At 62.9% G+C, this 14,403-nt stretch carries 14 protein-coding genes; 4 read left to right on the forward strand and 10 right to left on the reverse strand.

Going from position 1 to position 14,403, the window contains the following annotated elements; all coding sequences use genetic code 11:
• Positions 1-261: hypothetical protein (locus tag EIP85_RS20125; protein WP_164871825.1), on the reverse strand; the 261-nt coding region annotated here is incomplete at its 3' end.
• 65 nt (positions 262-326) lie between these two features.
• On the opposite strand from EIP85_RS20125, the gene EIP85_RS20130 reads away from it, so the two are divergent.
• From EIP85_RS20130 to EIP85_RS20145, 4 genes are all read left to right on the forward strand, one after another.
• Positions 327-545, forward strand: a complete 219-nt coding sequence (locus EIP85_RS20130) for a hypothetical protein (RefSeq protein ID WP_127904015.1) — start codon at positions 327-329, stop codon at positions 543-545.
• Positions 539-832, forward strand: coding sequence for a biotin/lipoyl attachment domain-containing protein (locus tag EIP85_RS20135; RefSeq protein WP_127904016.1), 294 nt, complete (start codon positions 539-541; stop codon positions 830-832). Before EIP85_RS20130 ends, EIP85_RS20135 begins: the two co-directional genes overlap by 7 nt.
• A 219-nt stretch (positions 833-1,051) precedes the next feature.
• A complete protein-coding gene (locus EIP85_RS20140; protein WP_127904017.1) occupies positions 1,052-2,599 on the forward strand; it encodes a Fic family protein in 1,548 nt (515 codons plus the stop codon).
• A gap of 910 nt (positions 2,600-3,509) precedes the next feature.
• On the forward strand, positions 3,510-3,926 hold the full coding sequence (locus EIP85_RS20145) for a GNAT family N-acetyltransferase (protein WP_127904018.1): 417 nt from the start codon (positions 3,510-3,512) through the stop codon (positions 3,924-3,926).
• On the opposite strand, the gene EIP85_RS20150 is transcribed toward EIP85_RS20145, so the two are convergent.
• The 9 genes from EIP85_RS20150 to murA form a co-directional block, all read right to left on the reverse strand.
• Complete coding sequence (locus EIP85_RS20150; RefSeq protein ID WP_127904019.1) at positions 3,923-5,038, reverse strand: anhydro-N-acetylmuramic acid kinase; 1,116 nt, start codon at positions 5,036-5,038, stop codon at positions 3,923-3,925. The two genes, EIP85_RS20145 and EIP85_RS20150, sit on opposite strands and share 4 nt — an antisense overlap.
• A gap of 2 nt (positions 5,039-5,040) precedes the next feature.
• Entirely contained in the window at positions 5,041-6,036 is a 996-nt protein-coding gene (locus EIP85_RS20155; protein WP_127904020.1) for a serine hydrolase domain-containing protein, read from the reverse strand.
• A complete protein-coding gene (locus EIP85_RS20160) occupies positions 6,033-7,763 on the reverse strand; it encodes an ABC transporter ATP-binding protein (protein WP_127904021.1) in 1,731 nt (576 codons plus the stop codon). Before EIP85_RS20160 ends, EIP85_RS20155 begins: the two co-directional genes overlap by 4 nt.
• Entirely contained in the window at positions 7,760-8,599 is an 840-nt protein-coding gene (locus EIP85_RS20165; RefSeq protein ID WP_127904022.1) for an ABC transporter permease, read from the reverse strand. Before EIP85_RS20165 ends, EIP85_RS20160 begins: the two co-directional genes overlap by 4 nt.
• Positions 8,599-9,555, reverse strand: a complete 957-nt coding sequence (locus EIP85_RS20170; RefSeq protein WP_127904023.1) for an ABC transporter permease — start codon at positions 9,553-9,555, stop codon at positions 8,599-8,601. The genes EIP85_RS20165 and EIP85_RS20170 overlap by 1 nt, the downstream gene beginning before the upstream one ends.
• 49 nt (positions 9,556-9,604) lie before the next feature.
• Complete coding sequence (locus EIP85_RS20175) at positions 9,605-11,119, reverse strand: ABC transporter substrate-binding protein (protein WP_127904024.1); 1,515 nt, start codon at positions 11,117-11,119, stop codon at positions 9,605-9,607.
• A gap of 25 nt (positions 11,120-11,144) precedes the next feature.
• The gene (gene murQ / locus EIP85_RS20180; protein ID WP_127904025.1) at positions 11,145-12,077 is read right to left on the reverse strand and encodes an N-acetylmuramic acid 6-phosphate etherase; all 933 of its coding nucleotides are present in this window, start codon (positions 12,075-12,077) and stop codon (positions 11,145-11,147) included.
• Between the two features lie 140 nt (positions 12,078-12,217).
• On the reverse strand, positions 12,218-13,087 hold the full coding sequence (locus EIP85_RS20185) for a BadF/BadG/BcrA/BcrD ATPase family protein (protein ID WP_127904026.1): 870 nt from the start codon (positions 13,085-13,087) through the stop codon (positions 12,218-12,220).
• Positions 13,084-14,340, reverse strand: coding sequence for a UDP-N-acetylglucosamine 1-carboxyvinyltransferase (gene murA, locus EIP85_RS20190; protein ID WP_127904027.1), 1,257 nt, complete (start codon positions 14,338-14,340; stop codon positions 13,084-13,086). Before murA ends, EIP85_RS20185 begins: the two co-directional genes overlap by 4 nt.
• Positions 14,341-14,403 lie beyond the last annotated feature (63 nt).

A 14,403-nucleotide genomic window follows, 5' to 3' on the forward strand; every position in this document is an offset into this window, starting at 1 on the left:
CGGGGACCATCTCAAACCCATCCAGGCAAGTTGACAAAGCCAGCTCGCGACCGCGCTGAAAAACACGCCACGATTCAGAGACAACTGACCGAACGCCGCCAGCTTCAGCGGCGGATCGAAGCTGCGCGCCAGAAGCAGCAAGAACAGATCGCAGCGCTGAACCGCGATGTCGCCCAGTACATGATGATGGGCGGCCGCGCGCCCGTGGAACTCACGAAACCTGCCGACGCTGCGCGCAAACGCGCGGTCCGTCAGCGGCAACAAGGCCTTACGCGCGAGCGCAGACGTGGCCCGGATTTTACCCCGAAATAGGAAAGGAGACCCCTATGCGACGAACCTTCATGCTCAATCTCGATGACAAACATGCGGCCCAACTCGACGAGCTGTGCCGCCACTTCAGCCTGGCCTCGGACGATACGCTGCGGCTGGCGATCCGCCTGACGCATGCGCGCTGCAAGCAAAAGGCCGGTGCCCTGGTGCCGGAGTTCAAACCGCGCGCCGCAAAGCTCGATGACCACAACAAGGATGACTTTTCGCCATGGTGATGATGACCGACTATTTCCTGATCACGGGCGAGCGCGTCATAGCGACGGATGCCTTCATGCGCGTGAGCCTCAGTGCGCGCCTGCGCGTCTACACCGGCAATCTTGTCTATCTGCACCGCATTGCCGAGACCGGCCAACCCGTGCGCCGCGGTGATGCCGTGGTCGTGGTTGAAGGCTATCTTGGGGCCGTCGAGCTCTATGCGCCCTGCGACGGACAGCTCCATTGGGTGGATGAAATGCTGACCAGCCCGTTCGGCTGGCTGTTCACGATCCGCCGCGCGGAGTGATCCCTGCCGGGGCGTCGTAACGGTGCGCTCCCGCGCATGCGGCCTCTATCGTGGTCGCTGGTTGCCATCGATTCTGGGAAATGGTTTTCCGCGAGAGCGTGGCATGTGAGTAATTTTCGACGCTTGTGATTGATTTTCGATGCGTTTCGATGTATATATATTTTCTACATGGGATAGCCATGTAATCAATTTTCGACGTAGGTGAATGGTTTTCGACTGATGAAGCTAGACGAACTGAGCCCAGACTTCCTGAGAGACGAACCGCTACCGTACGGCACAAGTCTGGCCGGTTGGTCTGCGCTGGTTCACACTCTACAGATTGCCGCTCCGCTTCGCCATCTATCCTGTATCTCCGAAAAGCATGTCCGTGGGAACAAGCGAACCGAGGGGCCATGGGAAGTCTTCGACAAACGTTATCTGCCTGAGGGCAGCCTGGAGGGTCATCTTGGCTTTGCCCTGCGCCACGAGCCTATCGATCTGCTCGTTCTCAAACGCGTCTTCGACGCCGTGCCCGAAGGCGAGATCAAGAAGATCGTCGAGGCAACGCCAACAGGGACCCTCTCACGGCGGATATGGTTCTTCTACGAGACGTTGACGGGACGCGTTCTCGATCTGCCGGATGCTCCCAAGGTCACGGCGGTCGATGCTCTTGATCCGGCTGCATACTTCACGGGCAAGCCGAACTTTTCACAGCGCCACCGCGTTCGGGACAATCTGCTTGGAACCGGCGCGCTTTGTCCCGTCATTCGGCGAACGGAGAAGCTGCAAGGTCTTGTCGCGCAGGACCTGTCGGCCAAGGCGCAGGAAACGATAGGCCGAACGGGCGCGCAGGTGATCGCGCGCGCAGCAAGTTTCATGCTGCTGGCTGACAGCCGCGCAAGTTTCGAGATCGAGGGCGAGCGCGCGCCGGTCAATCGTCTGGAGCGTTGGGGCCGCGCGGTTCTTGAAGCTGGCAAGAGGCCGCTCAACCAGACCGAAATCTACCGCCTGCACCGCATCCTCATCGGCGATGACCGCTTCACCCCCATCGGCTACCGTGAGGAAGGCGTTTTCCTCGGCGAGCGCGATGTAGACGGAGCCCCGCTTCCCGAATTCATCGGCGCGCGCCATCAGGACCTGTTCGAGCTGATGACGGCGCTGAATGAATGCAACAACCGCATGCGGATCAGCGACCAGGATGATGCCGATCCGGTCGTGCAGGCTGCCTGCATCGCCTTTGCCTTCGTCTACATTCATCCGCTGGCCGATGGAAACGGGCGGCTTCATCGCTGCCTTATCCATCACGTTCTGGCGGAACGCGCATTCACCCCGCCGGGCATGGTATTCCCCGTTTCTGCCGCCATGCAGGACCGTATCGACGACTATAGAAACGTGCTTCAGGGACACTCCGGGCCTCTGATGGACTTCATCGACTGGCGCGCGCTGCCAAGCGGGAATGTCGAGGTCCTGAACGAGACGGCCGACCTCTATCGCTATTTCGACTGCACGGCCGAGGCCGAGTTCCTCTACGAATGCGTCCTGCGCACGGTTGAGGAAGACCTGCCTCGGGAGATCAACTATTTGAAGCGACATGATCGGGCGATGTCGGCGATCATGAATGCTGTGGAAATGCCGGATCGGTTGGCCGAAGACCTGATCATGTTCATCCGCCAGAACGACGGCTCGCTCTCGAAGCGCCGGAGGGAGCGTGATCCGGTCAACAAGCTGACCGACGAAGAAATCCGGCTGGTCGAGGAGATCATCGCCGAAGCGTTCGACGGCGTGTAGCTAGCCGATACGGCTCCTCTTTTCAGTCAAGAAACAGAATAGGAGTGGGATATGAGCCCCCCAAAAAACAGGCCCCCAGTTGCAAAGGGAGTTAGATTTCCGTTCCAAGTCTCTATCGCCGCTTGGGGTGATCTTCTTGGTTATGGAAAGAAGATTGCTGAGTCCAAATTCAACCCTCTTGATGATCGCGCGAAGGAAAGTATTCGACGCATACAGTGCGATGGCTCTGAGGCCCGTCCGCTCGCTCAGGTGAGTTATAATATTACATAAGAAGTCTTATCTGCCTTAGGCCTCGGTTTTTCGGACGGAAGACAACATTTGCACTATATAACAATAATTTACCTACATGCGCGGATTTAGAAGCTCCCTCTGGCGAACGAGGATGGCGGCCGAAGTTCATCAAAACCCCTGTAGATCATAGCGCCCAACGAGCGGTCACCCCGCGCTAACCGGTTCCGCCGCAAATGTTGCCGGAGGAGAGGAGCTCCGCCGGCGGATACAATCATGCTGCAAGCCCGGCGAAGATCTGGAAGGCGGTCGCCTCGTGCGGTGGGATCTGCACCTTGCGGATTTGTGTGTATGGTCTTGATCCTGGCGATGGTGGTGGGAAAGGCAAGTTTGGGGCTGTCTGCGGACCGGCAGGTTATGGTGACGATGGCGATTAATGCTGCCGCTCGGGGGAAACCGATGGTCGCCAAGTGCGTGTCGGTCAAAGCCATCCGCATCATGGCAACCCGCCATGTGGTGAACTCGAACTGCACGGATGCTTCTACCGGTTCAATTCTCAATCCGGAGGCTTGCCGAGGACCCAGGCTGGCGCAGCCCGGCGATCGCGGAGTAGAAAACTGTGATCCCGACAACGCGTCCCAGATCGCGGAAATTCGGGAGCGTCAATCATCGGAATTCAGCCATGTCGCCGAAGCTAGAGATCACCGCGTCCCCGTCGCAAGAGGACCTAGATTTTCTTGGCCGATCCCTGGCCAACTTCAATGACGCGGATGTCGGGCCTTCGGATAGGCAGGCGCTTGCAGTGTTCCATCGCGACGGAGACCGGATCGTCGCCGGCCTATCGGGTTATACCGGCTGGGGCTGGCTTTACGTCCAATGGCTCTGGGTCGACGAGGACTGGCGCGGTCGCGGTCTCGCGGGAAGGATGCTGGACGCCGCAGAGGATGAGGCCCGCCGCCGCGGCTGCCACGGCGCGCTAATCGACTCCTTCAGCCCGACGGGCATCCGAAGTTACGAAAAGCAGGGTTATCGCCGCTTCGGCCAATTGTCCGATTTTCCAAAGGGACGCAGCCGGGTCTTTTTACAAAAGTCCCTTTAGCGGGCCACGCGGCCGCCGCTCAGCGGCGCACGCGTACCGGTGGTGCCCGGGAAGCTCGTCGGAAGGTCACGCAGGCGGCGCAGTGCGAGGAATGCAAAGCACTCCGCCTCGATCGCATCCCCGCGCCAGCCGAATTCTTCCGCCGGAACTGCCTGCACCGCGGCCCTTTGCTCTAAAGCTTCCATAATTGCCGGGTTGTGGCGGCCGCCGCCACAGACGACGAGGCGTGTGGGGCGCATGGGCAGCAGATCAAGTCCACGGCCGACTGCCGCCGCTGTGAAGGCGGTCAGCGTGGCGGCCCCGTCGGCGGGGGAGAGCCCATCCGCCATGGCGGCGCTAAAGTCAAACCGATCAAGCGACTTGGGCGCAGGTGCGGAAAGGTACGGATGCTCGAGCAGCTTCGTCAAGCGGACCTCATCGACGCGGCCGGAACGGGCCGTGGCCCCACCGATGTCCATTTCGCCCAGGCCGTGGGACTTCATCCAGTCGTTGATCGGCGCGTTCGCCGGGCCGGTATCGAAGGCCAGAAGCCCCTCGGACCCGTCCCACCAAGTTACATTCGCGACGCCCCCAAGATTAAGCACCGCGGTCTTCCCCGGTGCTCCCGCACGCGCCAGTAACGCACGGTGATAGGCGGCCGAGAGCGGTGCCCCCTGCCCTCCAGCTGCCATATCGGCGCTGCGGAAGTCGTAGACGACCGGGACGCCGAGGAGCTGGTGCATCAGAGCCCCATCGCCCAGTTGCCGCGTCTGCCCAAGACGCTCGGCCTGCGGCGCGCGGTGCAGCACCGTCTGGCCGTGGAAACCCACAGCCGCGATGTCCGACATCGACATGCCGGCATCTTCCACCAGCGCGCGCACGGCCGTTGACTGAGCCCGGGTGATGGCAAGTTCGGCCACGGCGAAAATATCCGGCTCCGGCCCCTCGAAGGCCCAGTCGCGCGCCTGATCGAGCGTTTCCGCCAGCAACGCCCGGATCCAGTCCGGATAGGGGGCAAGGCGATAGGGTCCGAAATCTGTGACCGTTTCGCCGTCCGACCGGATCATCGCGACGTCTATATTTCCGTCAAGCACCGTGCCGGTCATCAGACCGACCGACCATGCAGGTTCCATATTCAATCCTCGTTTAGGCCATCGCCAGTCGCCCGGCGCAGTGAAGCGATGCCGCTGTCGAAGTGCCGAGTGGGGTGGATGCGGTTTGTAAGCAGCGTCCAGGCGCGGCCTCGATCGAAATCGATCCAGAGACCAGTGCCGGTAAAGCCGGTGTGTCCGATCGTGCCTGGCGGGCACAGGTCCCCGCCCATCCAGCCCGGATGGGCGCATTCCCAGCCATGGGTGCGATGGGGCGAGAGCTTTTCTCGCATGAGCAGCGTCGCCGGGGCATCCGGAGCGGCCAGCAGCCCCTCAGCGAAATCGAGAAGGCTTGCGGCAGTCCCGAAGAGGCCGGCATGGCCGGCACCACCGAGCGCCGAGCAATTGTCGTCATGCACTTCGCCGCAGAGGACCCGGTGGCGCCAAGTACAATCCTCCGTGGCCGCGGCATGGATCGGCTCGGCTGCGAAGGAGAAGCCGGGGCCGGGGTCCATCTCGCGGATCCGCCTGCCCATGTGGCGTTCGAGCGCGAAACCCAGGAGGATGAAGTTTATGTCTGAGTAGACTGGCTCCCCCTTACGCCATTCGCGCTGCAACACGAAGGCGCGCAGCAGATCGGCGTCGCGCCCATAAGTGTAGATAGGCTCTACCGCCGGAAACGGGGTCTGGTGGCCAAGGCACTGCCGGAACGTGACCTGGCGCTCCCAGGCGCCGACATCATACTGGCGCAGGTCTGGCAACAGCGTCGTCAAGGGTGCATCTAGATGGATCACCCCTGCTTCCGCCAATGCGAGAATTCGCGGCGTCGTGAAGACCGCCTTGGTCAGAGATGCGAGATCGAACCAGGTCTCCTCTGTCATCGCCCTCGTACTCGGCACGATCTGGGCCTGCCCGGTCGCGCGAAGGATGCGGCCCTGCCCCGACTCTGTTACGGCAAGTACGCCTCCGGGAACGCGCCCGGCCTCAACCGCCGCATGGAGCGGTGCGAAGGCCTTCTCGAAGCGGGTGGAGAGCGTCATGCCACCTCCTCACGAGCAAGATGACCGGGGCCGACCTCTAACCAGCGGACCTCCGGCGGTTCCCATCCTGCTGGATGGAGGATCGAGGGCACCTGGCTGGTGTCGAGATCAAAATGTACCCGCCTGCGGGCGATGTTCGGCACGGCGGCAATCAGTCGCCGTGTGTAGGAGTGGCGCGGGTCGGAGAGAACCGCTGCTGAAGGCCCCATCTCCACGATCTCGCCTCGGCAGACGACCGCCACGCGATGGGCAATCCGTTCAACCACGGCCATGTCGTGCGAGATGAAGAGATAGGCGAGTTGGAATTCCCGCTGCAGATCTACAAGGAGGTCGAGCACCCGAGCCTGTACCGAAACATCGAGCGCCGATACAGCTTCGTCCAGCACCACTACTGAGGGATTGAGCATCAACGCGCGGGCGATGCAGATCCGCTGGCGCTGACCGCCGGAGAATTCGTGCGGGTAGCGCGTGAGGCTGTCGGCCGGAAGATCGACCCGGTCGAGCAGCATATGCATCCGCTCCCGCGCATCGGCATCGAACCGATGGCCCGCCGCAAGAACCGGCTCGGCGAGAAGATCCTCGACGGCAAGCCGCGGGTTAAGAGAGGCATAGGGGTTCTGGAACACCATCTGAACCGGCCGCAGGCCCTGACCAGTGGCGGAGATCCTGCCGCTTGAGGGGGCCAGCCCGAGGATCGCCCGCGCCGTAGTGGACTTGCCCGACCCGCTTTCACCAACGATGCCGAGCGTCTCGCCCGGCAGCAGATCAAAACTGACGCGCTCTACCGCATGAATATTGCCCTGCGAGGGGCGGAATAGCGTGCGCTTGATATTGAAACGAACCGTAAGATCATCGACCTTCAGCGCCGGCGCGGGCCGCTCTGATCCATCCGCGCCAGGGCCATCGCAGCGCACAGCCTTGCCATGTGCGAAATGCGGCACCGAGTGTAGGAGATGTTTTGTGTAGGGGTGCTGCGGATCATCCAGCACCGCGCCCAACGCGCCCTGCTCCACTGAGCGACCGTCCCGCATCACCATCACCTTGTCGGCGATCCCGGCCACAAGCCCGATGTCGTGAGTGATGAAGATCATCCCCATGCCAGTCTCGTCTCGTAACTCGGCCAGAAGCGCCATAATCTGCGCCTGGATGGTCACGTCGAGCGCCGTCGTCGGCTCGTCGGCGATCAGCAGACGCGGATTGCATGCCAGGACCGAGGCAATCATCACCCGTTGCAGCATTCCGCCGGACATCTCGTGCGGGAACTGGCCAAGACGCCGCACTGGATCGGGAATGCGCACCCGCTCCAGCGCCTCCCGCGCAGCCGAGGTGACCGCCCGGCCGCTCAGCCCATGGTGCAGACGGAAGGCCTCCCCAATCTGAGCTCCAACCGTCTTCACCGGGTTCAGCGAGCTCATGGGCTCCTGGAAGATCATGCCGATCTCAGCGCCCCGGATGCGAGAAAGCTCCGCTTCGGGAGCACCGACGAGATCGAGCTGGCTGCCATCCTGCCGCTCGAGCAGGATCGTCCCGCGCGTGACGCGCCCGCCACCAAAATCGATGAGCCGATTCACTGAAAGGGCGGTCACTGACTTGCCTGACCCGCTTTCGCCGACCAGGGCCAAGGTCTCTCCGGCGGCCAAGTCGAAGCTGACCCCATGGACGACCTCACTCTTCTCCGGATCGCGGCCAAAGCCGACGTGGAGATCGCTTACCGACAGCAGTGTCATGCGCGCGCCACCCTGGTTTTCGGGTCAAGGATATCGCGCAAGGCATCGCCGAGAAGGTTGAAGCCGAGGATGCCTCCCATGATGGCGATGGCCGGGCAGATCATCAGCCAGGGCGCCATTTCCATCAGGTTCCGGCTGTCCGATAGCATCACGCCCAGCGAGGCAGCGGGCGGCTGTGTGCCGAGGCCAAGAAAACTCAGCCCGGCCTCGGTCAGAAGCGCCCAGGCAAGTGCGAGCGTCACCTGCACGGTCAGCGGCGCAACGATGTTCAGCAGAAGGTGGCGGGTAACAATGTAGCCGGTGGAACTGCCGAATGTGCGGGCCGCATCGACGAACTCACGGTTCTTCAATGATAGCGCCGGGCCGCGGACGACGCGGGTGAAGATCGGCATGTATACGAATGCGATGGCGAGGACCGATGTCCATGTCCCCGGCCCCAACACGGCAACCACCAGCATCGCGAGCAGGATCGCCGGGAAGGCAAGGAGTATGTCCATGCTACGCATCAGGATGCCGTCCCAGAACCGCTCGAACCAGGCCGCCACAAGGCCCAGCACAGTGCCGACGCTGGCGGCAACGGCGACCGATAAAAAAGCGATCAGGAACGACTGGCCAATCCCCGTCATCAGCCGGCTCGCCACGTCGCGCCCGAAGAGGTCTGTGCCGAGCCAATATCGCGCGCTCGGCGGCTGCAGCCGTGCGATCCGGTTCTGTGCGAGCGGGTCATGTGGGGTTAGCCCAATCCAACCCATCGCGGCGAGCAGAAGGTAGACCAGCACGATCGTCGCGCCGATGCGCCCGCTCGGATGACGGAAAAGGGCTTTAAGGAGGGACATCAGCCCCGCGCCCTGATGCGCGGGTCGAGCCAGACATAGGTCAGGTCCACGAGCAAGTTCACCACCATGAAGTTGAACGCGATGAACAGGACGGTTCCCTGCACCAGCGCGTAATCACGCTGAAGGATCGCGTCGAGTACCATGCGCCCGAGGCCCGGTAGTGCGAAAAGCTGTTCCACGATCACGGCGCCTCCGAGAAGATAGCCAAATTCGATACCAGAGACGGTGACGACGGGGATCAGGGCATTGGGCAGGGCGTGACGCCAAATCACGCCGCGCGCCGGGACGCCCCGGCTACGCGCGGTGCGGACGTAGTCCTCGCTCAGCACATCGAGCATCGCGGAGCGCGCAATGCGGGTGACCGCGGCAGCAAAGGCGGCACCCAACGTCAGGGCCGGCAGGATGAGCTGGCCGAGATTGGCTAACGGATCTTTTAGAAGGGGCGTAAAGGTGCCCATTGCGGGCAACACACCGAACCCCGCCGATAGCACGTAGATGATCACCAGGCCGAAAACGAAGCTCGGTGTCGACTGGCCGATCATCGCCCCGATGCGAAGCACCAAGTCCGAGCGCCGCTCTGCGTGGGTGGCGGCATAGACACCGGCCGGAACCCCAATCACCAAGGCGATGGCCATGGAAAGAAGCGCTAGTTCGAGCGTCAATGGGAAGCGCTGCAAGATCACCTCCAGCACCGGTTTGCCATAGGTGACGGAAATGCCCAGATCGCCGTGCAGAAGCGCCCGCAGCCAGTGCCAATATTGCGCGATCCAAGGCCGATCGAGGCCGAAATAGGCCGCCAGTGCTGCTTTCTGGGCGGGTGTCAGTAGCCCCGCTTGGGTGCCCAGCATCGCGGTAATCGCGTCGCCAGGCACCAGGCGGATTGCCACGAAGACGAGGCTGGAGACGCCCAGAAGCACCAATGGGAAGGCAGCCAGTCGTCGAATGAGGGTATTCATCGCGGGCCTTTCAGGCCCCCGGCCCATGCACGGGCCGGGGACGCCGGGTTCATTTCTTCAGCGTGACCGCGGAAAGCCCGAAGAGAGACCCCATCGGCGAGCCCACGAAGCCCTGAACGTCGGAGCGTTCGGCCACGTAGGTATCCGGCGTAAAGAGCCAGATCCACGGCGCCATCTCGGCCAGATGCAGGTCGAACTTGGCGAAGATCGCCTTGCGCTTGGCGGGATCTGTCTCCACCCGGCCCTGGTTCAACAGGCTGTCGAGCTCGTTGTCGGTGTAGTTCGACACTTTCAGCAGGTTGCCGGTCTTGGTGAAGTAGCGATTATACATCGTGTAGGGATCGGGCCGACCGCCGTTCAGTGCCACGGCCATATCAAAGTCCGCTTTCAACCAGGCGTCGACGTAGACGTTGAGCTGCATCATCTTGATATCGAGCTTGATGCCGATCTTCTTCAGCTCGGACTGGATCACCTGCGCCTCGGCCTCCGCGGTCGCGGGCTCGCCTGTCGCTGCAATCACGGTTGCGGTGAAGCCCTTCGCATAGCCCGCCTCCTTCATCAACTCCTTCGCCTTGGCAAGATCCGGCTTGTAGCAGAAGAGCTTGGAGGGATCTGTCGCATAGGCCGGCGCCGTGATCGGGCCGGTCACCTTGCCCTCCCCGAGCGCGGCTGTATCGAGCACGGCCTTGCGGTCGATCGCACAGGATATCGCCTGTCGTACCTTCAGCTCGGTCATCGGCTTGCGCGACGGGTTGAGCTGAAGGACGTTGTAGGAAATGGATGGCGTGCGCACGAGTTTCAATCCCGACACCTTCGGCACCATCGTTGCGACGAGAGGATCGTTGAGCAACGCGAAGTCGATCTTGCCTGTGCGGAGCGCGGCGACGATAGCCGTCTCATCGGGCAGAACCGAGATGTCGATCTGGTCGACGCCCGTCTTGCCTCCCGCCCAGTGGGGATTTGCGACGAGCACCTCACTGGCGTTCGGATCCCAGCTCTTCAGCATGAAGGGGCCCGAGCCGATTGCCTTTGTGCCGACGGACCCGTCCTTGATCGCGCTCGCCGGCAAGATGGCGGCGTTGACGCTCGCCATGGCGGCCAGGATAGGTACGTCCGGCTGGGACAGCTTGAATATGACGGTCTCGGGATCCGGCGTTTCGATCGAGGCGATCGAAAGGTAGTTGGACCGCGCGGCGGCTGCAGTCTTCTCGTCCAGCAGCCGCTCGAAGGAGGCCTTCACGTCCGAGGACGTCACTGCTTCGCCGTTCGAGAAGCTCGCCTTCGGATCGAGATGGAAGGTCAACGACTTGCCGCCATCGCCGAACGCCCAAGACTTGGCGATCGCCGGCACCACCTCCAACTTGGCATCAAGCCGGACGAGCGGTTCATAGATCAGTTCCAACAGGCGGATTGAGGAAAAGGCCGTCTGCTTTTGCGGATCAAGCCCCGTCGCGTCCTGCGACCAGGCCATCTTCAGCGTATCCGCGTGGACCGGCGCAATCGCCGGTATGGCAAGAAGCGCCGCGAGTGCGAGTGTTGACAAGCCTTTCTTGGTGGTACTCATGTTCGTCTCCCTGGCAGGTTGCTTTTTATCTTTCGTTCAGGCTCTTGGTCAGTTGCAATGCCGACCGCAGCACGCCACCAGCGGCGTCAAGTCGGGCACGGGCCGCGCGGGCGTCGTCTCCAGTCAACAGCATGAGAATGGCCAACTTGACCTCCTGCTGTGACGCTTCGAGCGCCGCCTCGGCGTCAGCCATGCTGCAGCCGGTCGCCTGCATCACAATGCGAGTGGCGCGGGCGGCGAGTTTGTCGTTGGTGACGCGCAGATCGACCATCAGGTTGCCATAGGCCTTGCCGATCCGGATCATGCTCGCCGTTGTCAGCATGTTGAGGACGAGTTTCTGCGCTGTGCCGGATTTCAGTCGAGTGGATCCGGTCAGGACCTCCGGACCGACGACAGGGGCGATTGCGATATCGGCAAGCGCATCGGCCGCAGAGCCAGGGTTGCAGGAAATCGAGACCGTCGCGGCGCCGCGCTGGCGGCCTTCCTTGAGCGCGCCCAGCACATAGGGCGTACGCCCTGACACGGAAATGCCCACGACAACGTCGCGATCGGAAACCCCGATCCGGTCGAGATCGTTACGGGCGGATTCGACCTCGTCCTCTGCACCCTCCATCGCGTGGCGAAGCGCATGATCTCCCCCGGCGATGAGGCCCACCACCATTCCCTCCGGCACGCCGAACGTCGGCGGGCATTCGGAGGCGTCCAGAATGCCGAGCCGGCCGCTCGTGCCGGCGCCGATATAGATCAGCCGGCCGCCAACACGGAACGCATTGGTGATCCGCTCCACCGCCTCGGAGATCTGCGGAAGAACGGCCGCGACCGCTGCGGGAACCCGCGCGTCCTCCTCGTTCATCCGCGCCAGAAGCTCGCGCGTCGGCAGCAGGTCGATATCTTCGGTGCGGGGGTTGCGCTCTTCCGAGACGAGGCTTTCGAGTTCGCTCAGAAGATCCCGACGCATTCCCATCCTCAACTTCACCCTAGCTGCGGCAGAGATTCCCCCTGCACTCACGTGTCAGCGGCAAGTGTGAATATTGAATTCCAATTGTCAACTGTCATCTGGAATATTATATTCTTAAGAATGACCAGACCCGGCAGGCGTCAACCTGCGGCCCGCTTTGCCAAGAGAATCGCGCCGCTCACCGCATCGCCGTCGGCGGGCTTGAGCCGGCGCCGCACGTCTGGTGCCAACCAGGGCTCAAGCGCGCTAGACAATCCCCCAAGCAGCGTAATGCGGGCCGCACCCATTGATGCAAGGGTACGCACCAGCGCGTCGATTTGTTCTGCCCCGCGCTGCACGATCTTCCGGGCCGCGCTGTCACCCTGATCGGCGTGCCGCAGCACGACCGGCGCAATCGTGGCATAGTCCGAGGCCGTTGCCTGATCCATCCAGCTCACAACCTCGAACGGATCGTCCCTGAAACGCTGCATGACCTCGGCAAGCAGGGAGGTCTGCTCCACCCGCCCATCCTGCGCTCGCAAGGCCATCTGCAGCGCATGCAGCCCCAGGGCCGCACCACTGCCCTCGTCGGAGACAGGGAAGCCGTAGCCGCCCACGCGCAATTCCCTACCGTCAACATATCCGATCCCGATCGAGCCCGTACCGGCGATCACAATCGCGCCGTCCTGCCCGGAGTGCGCCCCGAGGCAGGCCGCCTCCGCGTCGCTCGCGTAAACGGCGGAGGCGAACCGGCCAGGCATATCGGCAAGGGCAGCACGCGCGCCTTTTCGCCCGATCCCGGCGAGCGCGATCCCAGCCGTGAGATGCTGCCAGTCATCGGAAGACAGCCCGGCTTCGGCCATGGCGGCCTCGGCTGCAGCGTGAACGGAGGCCAGCGCGCGTTCCGGTCCGAGTCGCAGTGTAGCAGGGCCGGACAGCCCCTGGCCAAGCACCCGCCCTGTGGCGTCCTCGATCCTCGCCCGGCAACCGGTACCGCCTCCATCCACGCCGAGAAACATTTGTCCGGTCATTGCGCGGCCCGCTCGATCTGCGCCCCACAGCGGCGTAGCTTCAGGTCGAGTTGCTCATACCCCCTGTCGAGATGATAGACGCGGTTGAGAACCGTTTCGCCCTCGGCGATAAGCCCCGCGAGCACCAGCGACACGGACGCGCGCAGGTCGGTCGCCATTACCTGTGCGCCATGTAGCCTTGCCCCGCCCCGAACAACGGCCGTCCTCCCCTGCAGGCGAATGTTGGCCCCAAGGCGCACCAGCTCCGGCACATGCATGAAGCGGCTTTCGAAGATCGTCTCCCGGATCATCGACGCACCGTCCGCTTGCGTCATTAGCGCCATGAACTGCGCCTGCAGATCGGTCGGGAAGCCGGGATAGGGCTCCGTCGTGACATCCGTGCCACGAAGTGCGCCATCGCCCGAGACCACGAGACCACGGTCGCCCGGCCATACTCGTGCGCCGGCCAACTCAAGTGCCTGGACGACCGAGGCCATATGCTCCAGCCGAGCACCGGACAGCTCGATCTGGCCACCGGTGATAGCCGCCGCGATGGCATAGGTCCCCGCCTCAATCCGGTCCGGCATGATCCGATGCGCAGCTGGCCGCCAGGAAGCCGGGCCGTTGATAAGAATGCGGTGCGTACCCGCACCCTCGATGACTGCTCCCATCGCGCCAAGGCTTGCGGCTAGGTCAATTACCTCCGGCTCCCGTGCGGCATTGAGGATCTCGGTCTCGCCCGCGGCGGCGGTCGCGGCCATGATCGCCGTCTCTGTTGCCCCGACCGACGGAGACGGCAAGACCAAGCGGTTACCACGAAGCCCCTTAGGCGCACGCGCATGGATGAACCCGCCTTCCACCCTAACGTCGGCCCCAAGCGCCGAAAGCGCCGAGACATGCATGTCGACCGGCCGCGCTCCGATGGCGCAACCGCCCGGAAGCGAAACACGCGCTTCTCCGAAGCGGGCGAGCAGCGGACCCAGCACCAGAACAGTGGCGCGCATGCGGCGGACAGTGTCATAGCCGGTCTCGGCCGGCCGAGCCGGGCCCGCGTCGATGATGGCGTCGCGGTCGGTGCGGACGATCCGGGCGCCATATTGCTCGAGAAGGGTCAGCATATTGGCGACGTCGGAGACATCGGGCAGATTGGCTAGCTCAACGGGATGGGGGCTGAGTAGCGTGGCTGCCAGCTGAGGCAGTGCGGCGTTTTTCGCTCCGGCGATCGCGACGGACCCGTGCAGCGCCCGCCCGCCTTGAATTCTCAGCTTGTCCATCGCGCCTCGCTTTCCTGGGAGATCTTCACCTGCCATTCCCTGCTGTCAATATAGGTTGGAATA

The sequence above is a fragment of the Solirhodobacter olei genome, from assembly GCF_004010155.1.
In the GTDB taxonomy this organism is placed as follows: domain Bacteria; phylum Pseudomonadota; class Alphaproteobacteria; order Rhodobacterales; family Rhodobacteraceae; genus Solirhodobacter; species Solirhodobacter olei.